The organism is Stenotrophomonas sp. STEN018, from assembly GCF_056760235.1.
Genome location: NZ_JBRREK010000034.1, coordinates 20,030 through 36,116, shown reverse-complemented (window position 1 = coordinate 36,116; position 16,087 = coordinate 20,030). Strand labels below are relative to the sequence as shown.

The window sequence follows — 16,087 nt, the reverse complement described above, 5'->3', positions numbered from 1 at the left end:
CATCATGCACCAATGGCCCTTACCCTCGATCATCTCCGTCGCTACGCCGTTGCCCGTTCACTGTTCAAGCCAACAAGCTTGATGCGGGCGATCGAGAAGCTGGGCTTCGTCCAGGCCGATCCGATCCGCGCACCTGCGCGGGCGCAGGATCTGACCCTGCGGCATCGCGTGGTGGGTTATCAGGCTGGTGAGCTGGAACGGCGTTATCCACGCCTGCCGTTGGAAGAGGATTTCTTCGTCAACTATGGCTTCCTGCCGCGTGGGCATCATGCGTTGATGCACCCAAGGCAAGCGCGGATGGAATGGACGCCGGCACGTTGGAAGCAGGCGCAGGCGGTGCAGGCCTTCATCGCTGAACGTGGCGCGGTGCACCCGCGTGAAGTGGATGCGCATTTCGCGCATGGCAAGACCACCAACTGGTTTGGTGGCTCGTCCAACGCCAGCACGCAGCTGCTCGACGGCATGCACTATCGCGGGCTGCTGCGGGTGGCGCGGCGCGATGGTGGTACGCGTGTGTATGCGACGCGCGATGCGACGCCACCGGTGCACAGGAGCGATATCGACGCGCGAATGGATGCGCTGATCGACCTGATTGTTGGCAAGTACGCGCCGTTGCCGGATGCCAGCCTCGGTCAGTTAGTGGCCTACCTGGGCAATGGCGTTCCGCAGTGGAAAGACACACGCAAGGCTGCGCTGTTGCGTGCGCGGCAACGTTTGCAGCGGGCGCGGGTGGATGGCGTGGATTGGGTTTGGCCAGCTGACGAGCGTGCGGAAAGCCGCCGCTGGAAACCGGATGCGCAGGTAAGGCTGCTGACGCCGTTCGACCCGGTTGTATGGGACCGTCGCCGTTTCGAGTTGCTTTGGGGCTGGGCGTATCGCTTCGAGGCTTACACCCCTGCACCCAAGCGCAAGCTGGGTTACTACGCTTTGCCGCTACTGTGGGGTGATCGGGTGATTGGTTGGGGCAATCTGTCGGTTGCCGCTGGAGCGTTGAGTGCTCAGCTGCAGTACGTTGAAGGGCGAGCCCCGCGGGATGCTGCTTTTGTCCAGGAACTGGATGCGGAGTTGGCGCGCATGCGGTTGTTTCTTGGTCTGGAGCGCTGAGTTGAAGCTTCTGGTGGCTGCGGCGCAGTCCATATGCACGCCCACTGTTCGGAGATGAAGTGGTCTCATATCGGCGGTGTTTATTACCGCCCCGTGGTTCCTATCAGCTGATCCGGTTGTCGGGCCGAAATTGCCGGTCTGCTCTTCGTGTTCAGGCCGCAGGGGTGGCACGAACGAGTTGAACCATGGCAACTGCATCCGTCATGCTGCAGCGTCGCTCTACTGTCCCACCCACTGGATAAAACGCGTGTCGCCGACCACTACCGCAGCAGCTCGAAATAGTGCCCTGCATATGACTGTGGCGTTCGTTGCCATGGGCAGCTGGGCCACGTTCGCCAATCTGGCGCATCCGATGCCGCGACCGTTGATTGCGGGGTTGGTGCAGGGCACATTGTCGGCACTGATCACTTTGTTCCTGAAGCGCATGATCGAGGCGTTGTCCGCCCGCTTGCCTGGGAGGTCTGGCTATTGGGTGCCGCCGATGGTTGCTGTGATCGCTTCGTTGAGTCTGCTCAGCAGCATTCACTGGCTGGCTGGTACGCCGGAGATCCTGCGTACGATTGTGGTGCCGTTGTCGGTGACGGCCATCTATGCGACTACCTACAACCTCGCGCTGCGGCGCGCATCGGCGGCCAGTACGTAGGAGCGGCGTAAGCCGCGAAGCCATTGCTGTGTCAGCCAGCCAAGAGCTAACCCCTCCCCAACCCTCCCCTTCGCTACGCGAAAGGGAGGGCGTAGTGGGGGGGGGGGGGGGGGGGGGGGGGGGGGCGGGGTGGGAGGGGGCACGCCGGGGCGGGGCGCGGGGGCGAGGGGGGGGGCGGGGGGGGGGGTGTGGGTGGCGGGGGGCCCCCGCCCCCCCCCCCCGCCCCCCCCCCCCCCCCCCCCCCCCCCCCCCCCCCCCCCCCCCCCCCCCACTACAGGTGGAGCTTCAGCAAGGTTGGTGCTTGATGCGAGCTTGGGAGAAGCGGCTTACGCCTCTTCTTCCTCCTCCTCTTCTTCGCCTTCTTCCTCTTCTTCTTCCTCGTCCTCTTCGTCTTCATCCTCTTCTTCGAAGGCGTCAGCTTCTTCGACGCGGACGAAGTTGGGCAGGGTGTCGGCGAAGCTGATCTGCTTGCCGTTGGCCAGCATCGGGCGTACGGCGCGCTTGCCGGCTTCTTCCACTACCGCAAAGCACACCAGGCTCTGCGCGCTCTCGTCACCGGCTTCTTCGAATACGGCTACCCAACCGTCGGCGGGGATGATCTGGATGATGTTGTCTTGCATGGCTGGACCGCTGGTTGAAGGAATGGCGAGCTTGCGTGAAGGCGGGCGCGCTTTGCAACCGTGAGCGCAGGTACTCCTTTGTTCTTGCCTGAACAGCTGGTGGCCTTGGTGAACCGTTGCTGGGGGCACGGCCGTAGGCCTGGGCTGCCTGTGGCTTTACTCGGGGTGCGCTGGCGACGAGGATGAGCGCTGGTCCAGAAGTGGAATCACGCCATGCTCCAATGCCGCACCCTCGCCACCGCAGCCGGCGGCATAGCGCCCGCATCGTTATGGGTAGACCTGTGCCAACCGACGCCGGAAGAGCTGGAGCTGGCGTCGAGGCAGGTGGGTTTCCGCATTCCCGACCGTGCCGGCATCAGCGAGATCGAGTTCAGCAGCCGGGTGCGCGTGGTGGGCGAGGCGCTGGTGCTGAATCTGCCGCGCTTCCAGTACGAGGTTGAACATATCGTCGGGCCGCTGGGTTTCGTGGTTGCACCCAATGCGCTGGTGGTGCAGCGCGAGCACCGCATCGATGCGCTGGAAGGCGTGGAGGAGGAGCTGGGCAAGCATCCCTGTCTTCGCCCGGGCGATCTGTTCCTGCGCATGATCGAGCACATTGTCGATCGCCTGGCCGATCTATTGGAATCGCTGGAAAGTACGATGAGCGAGTTCTCGCGGCAGGCCTTCTACAAGCCCAAGGGCAAACGCGCCTCACGTCGCTTGGAGCAGATGCTGCATGAGGTGGGGTTGATGGGGCGACGCATTGGTGCGCTGCATAACACCTTGCATGGGATGCTGCGGATGATGAGCTATCTGGATGAATCCACGCCGGACTGGTTTGGCGCTGATGCGCCCAAACGCATCAAGCTGGTGGTCAAGGACCTCACTTCGCTGAGCGAGTTCGAGCAGCAGCTTGGTGACCGCAACGAGTTCCTGCTGGACAGCGTGCTCGGCCTGATCAACATGGACCAGAACGAAGTGATGAAGGTGATGGCCGTGGCCTCGGTAGTGGGCATCCCACCGACCGTGATGGTCGGGGTGTGGGGCATGAACTTCGCCTCGATGCCGGAATTGCATTGGCATTACGGCTACGCCATTGCGTTGGCTGTAGTAGGGCTGAGCATCGTGGTGCCGTTGCTGTGGTTCAAGCGACGGGGTTGGATCTGATTGTGCGCGGATGCGACGCATTCTCGCCTACAATCGCTGCTCTTTCGAACCCCTGATGGAATCGATGTCTGCCAAACCAATGACCCCCGTTGGCAAGCTGTTTGCCGCCGCCGCACTGATTGAAGGTGTCACCTGGGCCGGGCTGCTGATCGGCATGCTGCTCAAGTACGGTACCGGCACCACCGAGCTTGGGGTGTGGCTGTTCGGCCGCCTGCATGGCCTGGCCTTTCTGTTCTACATCGTGGTCACCCTGTACGCCTGGGTGAAGCTGCGTTGGCCGCTGTGGGCCGTATTGTTGGCTTTGCTGGCAGCGGTGCCGCCGTTGGTGACAGTGCCGCTGGAAATGTGGTTCCGTCGCATCGGTCTGTTGTCCGAGCGTCCGCTTTGATTCGGTTTTGATTTGACAATGATGTGATGGCGCGGCCGGCTTCCACACGGTCGCGCCATTGAACCAGCAGTGACACCGGGTATTACGGGCTCCGGTTACATACGTTGCGGAAGCAGTTCTTGCGGAGTGTTGCGCTCGTCATGAATGTCGATGCTTTACCTCGTCAGCAGCCTTTCCCATTGCTTTCTGAGCCTTTCCTGCATTTTTCTCCATGCTGCCGGCTATCTGCTGGGTTTTGTTGCCTGTCAACTTTCCAGCAGCTTCCTTTATGGCACCCTTGATTTCGTGTTTGGTGCCTTCAACACGGTTGCGGTCCACAAACAGTCTCCGGAAACGTCTGCCTCGCTGCAGACGCTTGCAGCCTGCGCATTGCCGGGTTTGCTGCAGGTGAGCGCAATGTTGTGATCGCGTTGTGCGCGCCGGCGAATTTAGCCTGCGTTGTGTGTGCGCATGTTGGGGCGCGAGTCAGGGCCGAGCGTGTTGGCCGGATTCAGCTGGCCACGTTCGGGCGGCTCCGCGCGTGGCGGACATGCCATCAACCTGGACGGCGATGCTGATTGGCAGCCGGAGGCGCTTGAAGGCGTCGTGCGTCTGAGGCGTTGGTGTTGCGTGGCTTGCTCAAAGCGCGGCGGCGGCGCGGGCCAGCTTGTTGTGGCGCATCGTCCTGCCGGTGTTGGCCCTGGTATGTCTGCCCGAAGAGCGGGGTCGGACAGCTATGGCGTAGTTGGGGGTGGAGCAGCCTTCATGTGAGGGCAGGCAGCTGGCCAGGGTGCCCAGGCCTGTCCCGCATTTCCGTCAAACTGACTGGCAAAGGTGTACCTGTCGATTTGATGGTGGATAATTGCCCATCGCCAATGCCGTCAAGGGATTGCGGCGGTTGGCCCTGGAGCGGCCTGGGCGGTGCTGTACCGCCTGCAGCGAGGTGGTTCGAGGGGGCTCCCGCATCGCGATCGGCAGGGTTCGTTTGCCGCAGGTTTAGGTTGGTTCTTCTAGTTTTCCCCGGCAGGTCGGCTTCTCCTTCAAGGAATTCAGGTGCAACACGCAAGCAAACAGCGTTACGGCAAGGTGTGCCGCCAGGACTGCCTGCAGATGGCGCTGCGGGGTAAGCAATGAGCAACAGCGTCACCACCAGCAACGGGCTGGATGCGGGTATTGCCGTGCTCCCGGCGGAACACCCGTTGCCCATGCCCGAGCAGTCGTTGCGTCAGGGCACGCTGCATGTGCCACGGCAGAAGACCGCACCGGCCAACATCGGCCTGCGCCGCCTGTATGTATTCGGCACCACCGCGCTGACCACGCTGCTCGCCACCTGGTTGATGGCGCGGGTGCTGTCCAATGGTGGCATCAACGTGCTCGAAGCCTGTCTGCTGGGGCTGTTCGTGCTGCTGTTCGCCTGGATCGCGATGTCCTTCGTCAGCAGCCTGGCCGGGCTGCAGGCGCTGCTGCGTGGCCGCCGCAAGCTCGGCATCTACCCGGATACGCCGCTGCCGCAGCTGCGCAGCCGTACCGCCTTGTTGATGCCCACCTATAACGAAGACCCGCGCCGGATGATGGCCGGTCTGCAGGCGATCTATGAATCGGTGGCCGCTACCGGGCAGTTGGAGCACTTCGATTTCTACGTGCTCAGCGATACCACCCGCGATGCGATCGGTCGTGCCGAAGAGCAGGTATTCGCGCGGCTGGTGGAAGCTACCGGCGGCGCCGAACGGTTGTATTACCGCCGCCGCGCCAGCAATGTCGGGCGCAAGGCCGGCAATATTGCTGATTGGGTGCGGCGCTTCGGTGGTGCCTACCCGCACATGCTGATCCTCGATGCCGACAGCCTGATGACTGGCGATGTGATCGTGCGGCTGGTGTCGGCGATGGAAAACCATCCGACCGTTGGCCTGATCCAGTCGTTGCCGGCGGTGGTCGGTGGCCGCACTGCTTTCGCCCGCATGCAGCAGTTTGGTGGCCGCGTGTACGGGCCGGTGATGGCTTATGGCGTGGCCTGGTGGCACGGCGCGGAGAGCAATTACTGGGGCCATAACGCGGTGATCCGCACCCAGGCGTTTGCCGAGCAGGCCGGCTTGCCGGAACTGCCGGGACGCAAGCCGTTTGGTGGCCATGTGCTGAGCCATGACTTCGTCGAGGCCGCGCTGATCCGTCGTGGTGGCTGGGCCTCGCACATGGTGCCGTACCTGCACGGCAGCTACGAAGAAGGCCCGCCGACCCTGACCGACCTGCTGATCCGTGACCGCCGCTGGTGCCAGGGCAATCTGCAGCATTCCAAGGTGGTGGCAACACCGGGTCTGCACTGGGTAAGCCGTGTGCACATGTTGATCGGTATCGGCCATTACTTCACCGCACCGATGTGGGCGATGTTGATGCTGATAGGCATCGCCATCCCGCTGATCCACGGTGGCATTGATCTGGCCGAGGAACTGCATCTGCATCTACGGATGTCGCCGGCGCATTATTGGCGTGGCCTGGATCAGGACGGCGTGTTCTGGGTGTTCGTGGTGACCATGGTCGCGCTGCTGTCGCCCAAGTTGATGGGCTATGTGGCGATGCTGACCTCGAGCAAGGAACGGATTGGTTGCGGTGGCGCGTTCCGCGCGTTCATTTCGATGCTGCTGGAAACCGTGCTGGCGGCGCTGATGGCGCCGGTGGTGATGTATGTGCAGTCGCGCGGTGTGGCTGAAGTGCTGGCCGGCAAGGATTCAGGCTGGGATGCGCAACAGCGTGATGATGGCAGTATTTCGGTGAGCGCCTTGCTGCGCAGTTACGGCGGCTTGAGCGTATTCGGCGTGGTGATGGGTGTGGCCGCCTATATGGTGTCGCCGCCGCTGGCGGCGTGGATGGCGCCGGTAGTGATCGGCATGGCGCTGGCCGTACCGGTGGTGGCATGGACCTCCTCGCGCAAGGCGGGCGATTGGCTGCGAAAGCATGGCCTGCTGTGTATCCCGGAAGAGAACGCACCGCCGCCGGTGCTGCTGCGTGCAGCTGAGTTGCGCGCGGCGGCGCTCAAGGAACCGCTGCAGGACTAGCAGCGGCTGTGGCTGTGGTTGTGGGAGCGGCGTAAGCCGCGAAGCCGATAGCAATGCGCTGCCATTTGGCCTGCGATCTATGCGCAGGTAGCTGGCTTGCCTTCAATCGGCAGCTCCACCAGCTTCGCGGCTTACACCGCTCCTACAAGGCTCCGGATGGTTTTTTTGTAGGAGCGGCGTAAGCCGCGAAGCCGATAGCAACGCAACGCCATTTGGCCTGCGATCTCCGCGCAGGCAGCCGGCTTGCCTTCAACCGGCAACACCACCAGCTTCGCGGCTTACACCGCTCCTACAGAAGCAGCGGCTCCACCTATGGCTGTGCCGGGCAGGCATAATTCCTGCCTGTCTTTGGGAGTCATACACATGCTGGAAACAGTGGAGCAGGAAACCGGCGCGTCGCCGGAATGGTCGGTGATCTGGCTGCATGGTCTGGGTGCCGATGGCCATGATTTCGCGCCCATCGTGCCCGAGCTGGTGCGTCCGCAGTGGCCGGCGATCCGCTTCGTGTTTCCGCATGCACCCAAGCGCCCGGTCAGCATCAACAACGGCATGCCGATGCGTGCCTGGTACGACATCGTCAGCATGGATTTCCGCAGCCGCGCCGATGCCAAGGGTGTCGCCGAGTCGGTTGTGCAGCTGGAAGAGCTGATTGCCCGTGAACAGGCGCGCGGCGTCCCGGCCAGTCGCATTCTGCTTGCCGGCTTCTCGCAGGGCGGGGCGATCATCCTGTCCGCTGGCCTCAAACGCAGCGAGCCAGTAGCCGGACTGGTGGCTTTGTCGACCTATCTGCCGGAGGTGGATGCCGCCCCGTCGCAGTTGGTGGATGGCGCCAATGCCCAGCCGGTATTCATGGCCCATGGCAGCGCTGATCCGGTGATCCCGCTGCAGATCGCCGAACACAGTGCACAGGTGCTGAAGACGCTGGGCTTCGGCGTGGAATGGCACCGCTATGCGATGGCCCACCAGGTCTGCGGCGAGGAGATCCACGCGCTCGGTGACTGGCTGCAGGCCCGTTTCGCGCAGGTGTGATTGGTTTGTGAGCTACCGCGCAGTTGCTGGAGTGTTGACGGCGGCGTACAGCGAACCCGGCTACCATGTCGCCACGACTGGGGAGCCGTGAGCGAGGTAGTGGTGTGAAGGTAGTAATTGCCGATGACGAGCCGTTGGCACGCGAGCGCTTGCGCGCGCTGCTGGCCGAGCTGGCGGAGGTGGAGGTGGTTGGCGAGGCTGCCAACGGCAACGAGGCCTTGCACGTCTGTGCGCAGAGCCAACCGGATCTGGTGTTGCTGGATATCGCCATGCCGGGCATCGATGGCCTGGAAGTCGCCCGCCATCTGGCCCGGTTCGAACCGCGCCCGGCGGTGGTGTTCTGCACTGCTTACGATGCCCACGCTTTGTCTGCTTTCGAGGCGGCGGCGATTGATTACTTGATGAAACCGGTGCGGGCCGAACGTCTGGCCGCGGCGCTGGAGCGCGCCCGCACCTTCATCGCCGGCCGCGCCAACGCGGCGCCGGCAGTAGCTACCCAGGCGCGGCGGGTGCTGTGCGCGCGCCTGCGCGGCAGCCTGCGGCTGGTGCCGGTGGAGGACATCCTCTACCTGCAGGCCGAGGAAAAGTACGTGGTAGTGCACCACCTGCGTGGCGAGGACCTGATTGAGGAATCGCTACGTTCGCTGGAAGACGAGTTTTCCGGGCGTTTCATCCGTATCCACCGCAACTGCCTGATCGCTCGTGATCGGCTGCAGGAAGTCCGGCGCACGCCGGCCGGGCAGGTGCAGGCGGTGCTGCGTGACGTGCCGCAGCCGCTGGAAATCAGCCGCCGCTGCGTGGCCGGGTTGAAGATCGAGATGGAACGGCTGTGACCCGGGGCTTGCAGCGGCGATAATGGCCGCATGAGCATCCTGCGTATCGCCACCCGAAAGAGCCCGCTTGCCCTGTGGCAGAGCGAACACGTTGCCGATCGTCTGCGTCAGGCCCACCCGGGCCTGCAGGTGGAGCTTGTGCCGATGAGCACGCGCGGCGACGAAATCCTCGACCGCTCGCTGGCGGCCATCGGCGGCAAGGGCCTGTTCCTGAAGGAGCTGGAGCTGGCGATGCTGCGCGGCGAAGCCGATTGCGCGGTGCATTCGCTGAAGGACGTACCGATGGAGCTGGAAGCGCCGTTCGTGTTGCCTGCGATCTTGACCCGTGCCGATTCGGCCGATGCCTTCGTTTCCAACACCTATCCCTCGCTGGATGCCTTGCCGCAGGGTGCCTGTGTGGGTACCTCGTCGCTGCGCCGACAGGCACAGCTGCGCGCGCTGCGTCCGGACCTCAAGTCGCGCGACCTGCGTGGCAACGTCAACACCCGCCTGGCCAAGTTGGATGCGGGCGAATACGACGCCATCATCCTGGCCTGCGCCGGCCTGGAGCGCTTGGAGCTGGGCGCGCGCATCCGCGATCGTCTGGTCGCCCCGCAATGGCTGCCGGCACCGGCACAGGCGGCGGTGGCGATTGAATGTCGGCAGGACGCCGTGGACATCATCAACCTGCTCAAGGCACTGGATGACGCATCCACCCGTACCTGCGTGGAAGCGGAGCGGGCAATGAACCGCGCATTGGATGGCAGCTGCCATGTACCGGTGGCGGGTCTGGCGCAGTGGCGCGGTGAAGACCTGTGGCTACAGGGTCTGGTCGGCGGCGTCGCCGATGGCCGTGCAGTTCGTGCGCAGGCGCAAGGCCCGGCGAGCGACCCGGAAGCACTGGGGCGCGAAGTGGCGCGTCAGTTGTTGGAAGGTGGTGCAGGCGAGTTGTTGCGCTGATTCTGCCGTTGTAGGAGCGGCGTGAGCCGCGAAGCCACAAATGCAGGAGATGGCATGAGCGCCGGTTGCATCGGCGCGCAAGCATGGCCAGCTTCGCGGCTTACGCCGCTCCTACAAAACTGCAAAACAATGCCGATTTGCCTGGTTTTGCTGGTAAAGCCCGTGCCGAGCATGGCTCGGCACTACCGGGAAGCGGATGCCGGGCATGCGCCCGGCGCCTGCTTACTTGAAGCTGTAGACCACGTTCATGGTGGTCAGGGTGTCGGTCTTGCGCTTGTCTTCGGCGACGTCGCTGTTGTGGCGGGCCTGCCAGCCCGCCTTCAGGGCGAAGTGCTTGTTCATGCTCACCGAGACGCCGAAATCATTCTGCGCGAAGGTGTTGTACGAGCCCGATTCCACCAGCAGCGAGTTCACCAGGTCGGTGTTTTCGGTGAGGGCATACTTCAGGTCGAACAGGCCGCGCCCAATCAGACCGGTGCGGTCTTCGTCGGTATCGGCATTGTGCGAACGGCGCACACCGGGGCCGATCTGCGTATCTAGGGTCAGGCGCTCGCCATCGATCAGGCGCGTGCCGTAGCCCAGACCGAAGCTGCCCTGGCGGTCGTAGGTGGCAAAGTCGTCGCTTTCATAACGCACGGTGGCGGTGAGCTGACGGTGCTCGCCCAGCTGCAGGGCGCTGCCGGCGCTGCCGGTGTAGCGGTTGGCGGTGGTCTGGCGCTTGCGGCTGGTGCTGCCATCGTCGGAGGTTTCGGTGTACTCGGCGCTGGAGCGCAGACCGAACAGATCCATGCTGTGGATCCAATCGTTGTCGGTGTAGCGCAGCTTCAAACGGCCATTGAAACTTTCGGTGGTGCTGTTGCCGTGGGCCGAGGCAAAGCCCAGCTCACCGCCGCTGCCGCTCCACGGGGAGGTCATGGCAGCAAGGTCGGAAGCGTCATCGGCCCAGGCCAGCGGGGCGGCCAGCAGCAACGGCAGCAATAGGGAAACACGCAGGGACATCAGGGGGATCTCCAGGGGAGAGACGGGAATGGTTGGCGCTGCGATGATACCGGATGGTCCCTGACCCTCAGGCGCACAGAGGGGCTGCGGGCTTCATCTGCGGTTGCGCAGGTGGCTGATCTGCTCCATTGCAGCCCGGAGTCGGACATAATCCGGACATGGACCGCTATGAACGCATCAACGCGCTGCACCGTCTGCTCAAGTCCGCCCGCTATCCGGTCACGGTGATGCGGTTGCAGGAGGAATTGGGCTGTTCCCGTGCCACGGTCTACCGTGACCTGGCCTTTCTGCGTGATGCGCTGATGGCGCCGGTGGAGGGCGATGGCGAGGCCGGGTTCCGCTACATGAGTGGGGAAAGCGATCGTTTCGAGCTGCCGGGTTTGTGGCTGAGTTCGGAGGAGTTGCATGCCTTGCTGGCGTCGCAGCACTTGTTGTCGCGCACCGGCGGCGGGGTGTTGTCGTCAATGTTGGCACCGCTGCAGCAGCGCATCGAGGGTTTGCTGGCTGCGCAGGCGGGTGCTTCGCATTGGCCGGTGGAGCGGGTGCGGGTGATTCCGCACCGTGGCCGCAAACTGGACGAGGCCAGTTTCCGCACAGTGGCTTCCGGTGTGCTGGAGCGCAAGCAGCTGTCCTTTGAATACCGCGCACGTTCCACCGATGAGGCGACTCGCCGCACGGTGTCACCGCAGCGCATCACCCATTACCGCGACAACTGGTACCTGGACGCTTGGGACCACAACCGCGAGGCAGTACGCAGTTTTGCGGTGGACCGTATTCATCAGGCGCGGCTGCTCGATCAGCCGGCGCGTGATGTCGCCGATGAAGAGTTGAACGAACAGCTGGCGGCCAGCTACGGCATCTTCTCGGGTGCACCCAAGGGCTGGGCGACGATTGTGTTCAGTGCCAAGGCCGCGCGCTGGGTGGCTGATGAGCATTGGCATTCCAAGCAGCAGGGGCGGTTTCTTGCTGACGGGCGTTATGAATTGAAGGTGCCGTACAGCGTGTCGCGCGAGCTGTTGATGGACGTGCTGCATTATGGCTCTGACGCGGAGATCGTGGAGCCGCAGTCCTTGCGTGAGCAGGCCAAGGCGTTGTTGTCGCTGGCATTGAGCAACTACGACTGAGGCAGTTGTGCCGTGCATGGCTCGGCTATTGCCCTGCTGTGCTCTTGCTCTGCTTGGCTCTGCTCTGCTCTGGTTCTGTTCTGCTTGGCTCTGCTTGGCTCTGCCCTGCGTTGCTCCGCTCATGCTCTGCTTTCCCCTCTCCCGCCTGCGGGAGAGGGGTAGGGGTGAGGGCAGCTCCTGCTTGTAGTTTCTTTTTGCAGTTGCAGTTGCAGTTGCTTTACGGAAAGGCAGAGCAACAGCCAGCGCGAAGAACGAAAGGCCAGAGCTTCCCCTCACCCCAACCCCTCTCCCGTAAACGGGAGAGGGGGCAGCAACAGCAACAGCAAGGCCAAAGCAGAAGCCGAAGCCGAAGCCGAAGCCAGAGCTAGAGCAGAACCTAAAGCACAAAAGAAAACAGCCGCGTTCGCGGCTGTTTTCTTTCAGATCAATCAGCTATCAAACCCGGCCGAAGATCAACGTCGCATTGGTACCGCCAAAGCCGAAGCTGTTCGACATCACCGTGTCCAGCTTCGCATCCTGCGTCTTGCGCAGAATCGGGAAGCCTTCCACGCGCTCGTCCAGGGTTTCGATATTGGCCGAGCCAGCCATGAAGCCATCACGCATCATCAGCAGGCAGTAGATCGCCTCGTGCACGCTGGCTGCGCCCAAGGAGTGACCCGACAATGCCTTGGTCGAAGACAACGGCGGTACCGCATCACCGAACACCTGGCGCACCGCGCCCAGCTCGGTCACGTCGCCCAGCGGCGTCGAGGTGCCGTGGGTGTTCAGATAGTCGATCGGACGGTCCAGGCCTTCCATCGCCATCTTCATGCAACGCACGGCGCCTTCGCCCGACGGGGCGACCATGTCGGCACCGTCGGAAGTCACGCCGTAACCAACCAGCTCGGCATAGATGCGCGCACCACGAGCCACGGCGTGGTCGTAGTCTTCCAGCACCAGCATGCCGGCGCCGCCAGCGATGACGAAGCCATCGCGGTTGGCGTCGTACGGGCGCGATGCCGTGCTCGGGGTTTCGTTGAAGCTGGTGGACAGTGCGCCCATGGCGTCGAACATCACGCTCATCGACCAGTGCAGGTCTTCACCACCGCCGGCAAACATCACGTCCTGGGCGCCGTGGCGGATCAGGTCGGCGGCAGCGCCGATGCAATGCGCTGAGGTGGCGCATGCGGCCGACAGTGAATAGCTCAGGCCCTTGATGCTGAAGGCCGTGGCCAGGTTGGCCGATACGGTCGAGCACATCGTGCGCGGCACCATGTACGGGCCTACCTTGCGCACGCCACGGTTGCGCAGCAGATCGGCGGCTTCCACCTGCCATTCGCTGGAGCCGCCGCCGGAGCCGGCGATCAGGCCGGTACGCACGTTGCTGACCTGGCTTTCGTCCAGGCCGGCATCGGCGATGGCGTCACGCATGGACACGTAGCTGTAGGCCGCTGCATCGCTCATGAAACGCTTGAGCTTGCGGTCAACCTGCGCCTCCAGATCGATATCGACCTTGCCGCCAACCTGGCTGCGCAGGCCGGCTTCGGCGTGGTCGGGCAGGGTGACGATGCCGGGACGGCTGTCACGCAGGGCGCTGGACACAGTGTCCAGATCGTTGCCAAGGCAGGACGTGATGCCCATGCCGGTAATGACGACACGACGCATCAGAAGCTCTCGGTTGAGGTGAACAGACCTACGCGCAGGTCCTTGGCGGAATAGATCTCGCGGCCGTCGACCAGCATGCGGGCGTCGGTCTGTGCCATCACCAGCTTGCGGTTGATCACGCGCGAAACATCGATTTCGTACTGCACCAGCTTGGCGCTGGGCAGCACCTGGCCGGTGAACTTGACCTCGCCACAGCCCAGCGCACGGCCACGGCCTTCTGCGCCCAGCCAAGTGAGATAGAAGCCGGTCAGCTGCCACATGGCATCCAGGCCGAGGCAGCCAGGCATCACCGGGTCGCCGATGAAGTGGCAACCGAAGAACCACAGGTCAGGACGGATATCCAGCTCGGCCCGGATCATGCCCTTGCCGTGCGCGCCACCGTCCTCGCGGATCTCGGTGATGCGGTCGAACATCAGCATCGGGTCGTTGGGCAGGCGGCCTTTGTTGGGGCCGAAAAGTTCGCCACGCGCGCTGGCCAGCAGCTGGTCGCGCGAGAAAGCATGCAGACGGGTCATCCGGTGTAATCCAAAGCCATTGCGAGCCCCGGAGCATGCTGCAGCATCTGCGTTCAATCAAATGTTTTAACTGGACGGTTGCGTATGTTAGCCGCAGATAAGCGCCGTTCGCGGGCTGTTACGGGAGGTATGAATAAGTACATTTGTGAGGACAAGTGTGCATTTAGCGACAACAGCTATCATGTTGGCTACCTTTTAGGACTGTTGCCTTGAGCGAGCAGCGCAAGATCATCCACGTCGACATGGACGCCTTCTATGCGTCCGTGGAGCAGCGTGATGACCCCAGTTTGCGCGGACGGCCGGTGGTGGTGGCCTGGCGCGGGGCGCGTTCGGTGGTGTGCGCGGCCTCCTACGAGGCCCGCAAGTTCGGGGTGCGCTCGGCGATGCCGGCGTTGCGGGCCGAGCGCCTGTGCCCGGATGCGGTGTTCGTGCCGCCGGACTTTGCCCGCTACAAGGCGGTGTCGCGACAGATCCGCGAGATCTTCCTGCAGCACACCCCGCTGGTGGAGCCGCTGTCGCTGGATGAGGCTTTTCTGGATGTGACGGAATCGCCGAGCTGCGACGGCATCGCCACCGAGATTGCCCGCACCATCCGCGCGCAGATCCGCGAGACCACCGGCCTGACCGCCTCGGCCGGGATCGCGCCGAACAAGTTCCTGGCCAAGGTCGCCTCGGATTGGCGCAAGCCCGATGGTCAGTTCGTGGTGCCGCCATCAAAGGTGGAGCAGTTCTTGACGCCGTTGCCGGTCAAGCGGGTGCCGGGCGTGGGTAAGGTGATGGAGGGCAAGCTGTCGGCGCTGGGCATCGTTACCGTCGGTGACCTGCGCGCGCTGCCGCTTGAACAGCTGCAGGCCCTGTTCGGTAGTTTTGGTGCTGGCCTGTATCGGCGTGCGCGCGGTATCGACGAGCGGCCGGTGGAACCGGATCAGCCGGTGCAGTCGATTTCTTCCGAGGATACGTTTGCGGAAGACCTGCACATGGGCGAGTTCGATGAAGCGATCACCCAGTTGGCGGAACGTACGTGGCGCGCAACCGGGCGCACCGAGCGCATCGGTCACACCGTCGTACTGAAGTTGAAGACCGCGCAGTTCCGCCTTCTCACCCGCAGCTATACACCGGATACGCCGCCAAGCTCGGTCGAGGATCTGCGCGATATCGCCCTGGCCTTGTGTCAACGTGTGCAGTTGCCAGCAGATACGCGCTATCGGTTGGTGGGCGTTGGCTTGTCCGGTTTCCGTGATCGCGAAGAGGCGGTGATCCAAGGCGATTTGTTCCGCAACATCTCGCTGGCTTGAGTACACCCCCTGCGTGATGCTGCGCCGCTACAATCGGTGGCTCATTGCTTGGGAGTGTGGACGCGTGGCGATCAAGGCCTTGGTTTTCGATTTGGATGGCACGTTGGTGGACAGCGCGGATGATATTGCCGAGGCGGTGAACCTCACTTTGGAAGAGCTGGCGCTGCCGCGCGTGTCAGAGGCAACAGTGCGCAGCTGGATAGGCGAGGGCGTACGCAATCTGGTTACTACCGCATTGGGTAATGCTGAGAGTGCTTTTTCGCTTGATGACGTGATGCCGGTTTTTATGCGGCACTACAGCGCTTGTCTGTTGCGCAGCCCGCGCTTATATGACGGTGTTGGTGAGGCGCTGACGGCATTGCAGGCGCGCGGCTTGCCGATGGCCATCTGCACCAACAAGCCGGCAGCCATGGTTGCGCCGTTGTTGCAGCATCTCGGGATTGCCGGGTTCTTCGCGCACATCATCGGTGGCGATTCCTTGCCGCAGCGCAAGCCTGCGGCAGAACCGTTGTTGCATGTGGCGCAGCTGCTGCAGCAGCCGGTGGCTGATTGCCTGATGGTGGGTGATTCGGGCACGGACCTGGGTGCGGCCAACAACGCCGGCATGCCGATCGTGCTGGTGCGCTATGGCTATTCGCGCGACCTGGATCTGGATGCCGCCGATGCCGTGGCGGTGATCGACGATATGCGTGAGCTGGTGGCGATCGTCGCGTAACCGGCAGCATTTGTAGGAGCAGCGTAAGCCGCGAAGCCGACAGCAATGAAGTCGCAGGAATTTC

General features: G+C 63.3%; 16 protein-coding genes. 11 read left to right on the top strand and 5 right to left on the bottom strand.

What is annotated here, in order from left to right; genetic code table 11:
• Positions 1–12: 12 nt before the first annotated feature.
• Together ACVOMB_RS13920 and ACVOMB_RS13915 are read left to right on the top strand one after the other, a co-directional pair.
• On the top strand, positions 13–1,104 hold the full coding sequence (locus tag ACVOMB_RS13920; protein WP_481531720.1) for a DNA glycosylase AlkZ-like family protein: 1,092 nt from the start codon (positions 13–15) through the stop codon (positions 1,102–1,104).
• 247 nt (positions 1,105–1,351) lie between these two features.
• Complete coding sequence (locus tag ACVOMB_RS13915) at positions 1,352–1,747, top strand: hypothetical protein (protein WP_481531719.1); 396 nt, start codon at positions 1,352–1,354, stop codon at positions 1,745–1,747.
• 326 nt (positions 1,748–2,073) lie between these two features.
• Here ACVOMB_RS13915 and ACVOMB_RS13910 read toward each other — a convergent pair whose 3' ends face one another.
• A complete protein-coding gene (locus tag ACVOMB_RS13910; RefSeq protein WP_481531718.1) occupies positions 2,074–2,367 on the bottom strand; it encodes a hypothetical protein in 294 nt (97 codons plus the stop codon).
• A 213-nt stretch (positions 2,368–2,580) separates the two neighbouring features.
• Between ACVOMB_RS13910 and ACVOMB_RS13905 the strand changes: the two genes are divergently transcribed.
• Together ACVOMB_RS13905 and ACVOMB_RS13900 are read left to right on the top strand one after the other, a co-directional pair.
• Positions 2,581–3,513, top strand: coding sequence for a CorA family divalent cation transporter (locus tag ACVOMB_RS13905; RefSeq protein ID WP_481531717.1), 933 nt, complete (start codon positions 2,581–2,583; stop codon positions 3,511–3,513).
• Positions 3,514–3,592: 79 nt separating this feature from the next.
• Positions 3,593–3,901 (top strand): DUF3817 domain-containing protein, encoded by a 309-nt coding sequence (locus ACVOMB_RS13900; RefSeq protein WP_481531733.1) that lies wholly within the window; start codon positions 3,593–3,595, stop codon positions 3,899–3,901.
• 138 nt (positions 3,902–4,039) lie between these two features.
• Here the strand turns inward: ACVOMB_RS13900 and ACVOMB_RS13895 are convergent, their stop codons facing one another.
• Positions 4,040–4,219: a CsbD family protein gene (locus tag ACVOMB_RS13895; protein WP_481531716.1), complete on the bottom strand. Its 180-nt coding sequence runs from the start codon at positions 4,217–4,219 to the stop codon at positions 4,040–4,042.
• A 791-nt stretch (positions 4,220–5,010) separates the two neighbouring features.
• Here ACVOMB_RS13895 and mdoH point away from each other — a divergent pair.
• The 4 genes from mdoH to hemC all read left to right on the top strand — a co-directional run bounded on the left by mdoH (position 5,011) and on the right by hemC (position 9,731).
• Complete coding sequence (mdoH, locus tag ACVOMB_RS13890) at positions 5,011–6,930, top strand: glucans biosynthesis glucosyltransferase MdoH (protein WP_481531715.1); 1,920 nt, start codon at positions 5,011–5,013, stop codon at positions 6,928–6,930.
• A 363-nt stretch (positions 6,931–7,293) separates the two neighbouring features.
• Complete coding sequence (locus ACVOMB_RS13885; RefSeq protein ID WP_481531714.1) at positions 7,294–7,959, top strand: alpha/beta hydrolase; 666 nt, start codon at positions 7,294–7,296, stop codon at positions 7,957–7,959.
• A 104-nt stretch (positions 7,960–8,063) separates the two neighbouring features.
• On the top strand, positions 8,064–8,792 hold the full coding sequence (locus ACVOMB_RS13880; protein ID WP_481531713.1) for a LytR/AlgR family response regulator transcription factor: 729 nt from the start codon (positions 8,064–8,066) through the stop codon (positions 8,790–8,792).
• Between the two features lie 30 nt (positions 8,793–8,822).
• The gene (gene hemC, locus ACVOMB_RS13875) at positions 8,823–9,731 is read left to right on the top strand and encodes a hydroxymethylbilane synthase (RefSeq protein ID WP_481531712.1); all 909 of its coding nucleotides are present in this window, start codon (positions 8,823–8,825) and stop codon (positions 9,729–9,731) included.
• A gap of 222 nt (positions 9,732–9,953) precedes the next feature.
• On the opposite strand, the gene ACVOMB_RS13870 is transcribed toward hemC, so the two are convergent.
• A complete protein-coding gene (locus ACVOMB_RS13870) occupies positions 9,954–10,730 on the bottom strand; it encodes a DUF481 domain-containing protein (RefSeq protein WP_481531711.1) in 777 nt (258 codons plus the stop codon).
• 158 nt (positions 10,731–10,888) lie between these two features.
• Here ACVOMB_RS13870 and ACVOMB_RS13865 point away from each other — a divergent pair, with 158 nt between their 5' ends.
• A complete protein-coding gene (locus tag ACVOMB_RS13865) occupies positions 10,889–11,854 on the top strand; it encodes a helix-turn-helix transcriptional regulator (protein WP_481531710.1) in 966 nt (321 codons plus the stop codon).
• A gap of 435 nt (positions 11,855–12,289) precedes the next feature.
• Here the strand turns inward: ACVOMB_RS13865 and fabB are convergent, their stop codons facing one another.
• Positions 12,290–13,498 (bottom strand): beta-ketoacyl-ACP synthase I, encoded by a 1,209-nt coding sequence (gene fabB, locus ACVOMB_RS13860; RefSeq protein WP_481531709.1) that lies wholly within the window; start codon positions 13,496–13,498, stop codon positions 12,290–12,292.
• Positions 13,498–14,013, bottom strand: a complete 516-nt coding sequence (fabA, locus tag ACVOMB_RS13855; RefSeq protein WP_057627977.1) for a 3-hydroxyacyl-[acyl-carrier-protein] dehydratase FabA — start codon at positions 14,011–14,013, stop codon at positions 13,498–13,500. Before fabA ends, fabB begins: the two co-directional genes overlap by 1 nt.
• Positions 14,014–14,222: 209 nt before the next feature.
• On the opposite strand from fabA, the gene dinB reads away from it, so the two are divergent.
• Both dinB and gph read left to right on the top strand, forming a co-directional pair.
• Positions 14,223–15,308 carry a DNA polymerase IV gene (dinB, locus tag ACVOMB_RS13850; protein WP_481531708.1) on the top strand — a complete coding sequence of 362 codons (1,086 nt, stop codon included), beginning with the start codon at positions 14,223–14,225 and terminating at the stop codon, positions 15,306–15,308.
• A 64-nt stretch (positions 15,309–15,372) separates the two neighbouring features.
• Positions 15,373–16,023, top strand: coding sequence for a phosphoglycolate phosphatase (gene gph / locus ACVOMB_RS13845; protein WP_481531707.1), 651 nt, complete (start codon positions 15,373–15,375; stop codon positions 16,021–16,023).
• The last annotated feature ends 64 nt before the right edge of the window (positions 16,024–16,087 follow it).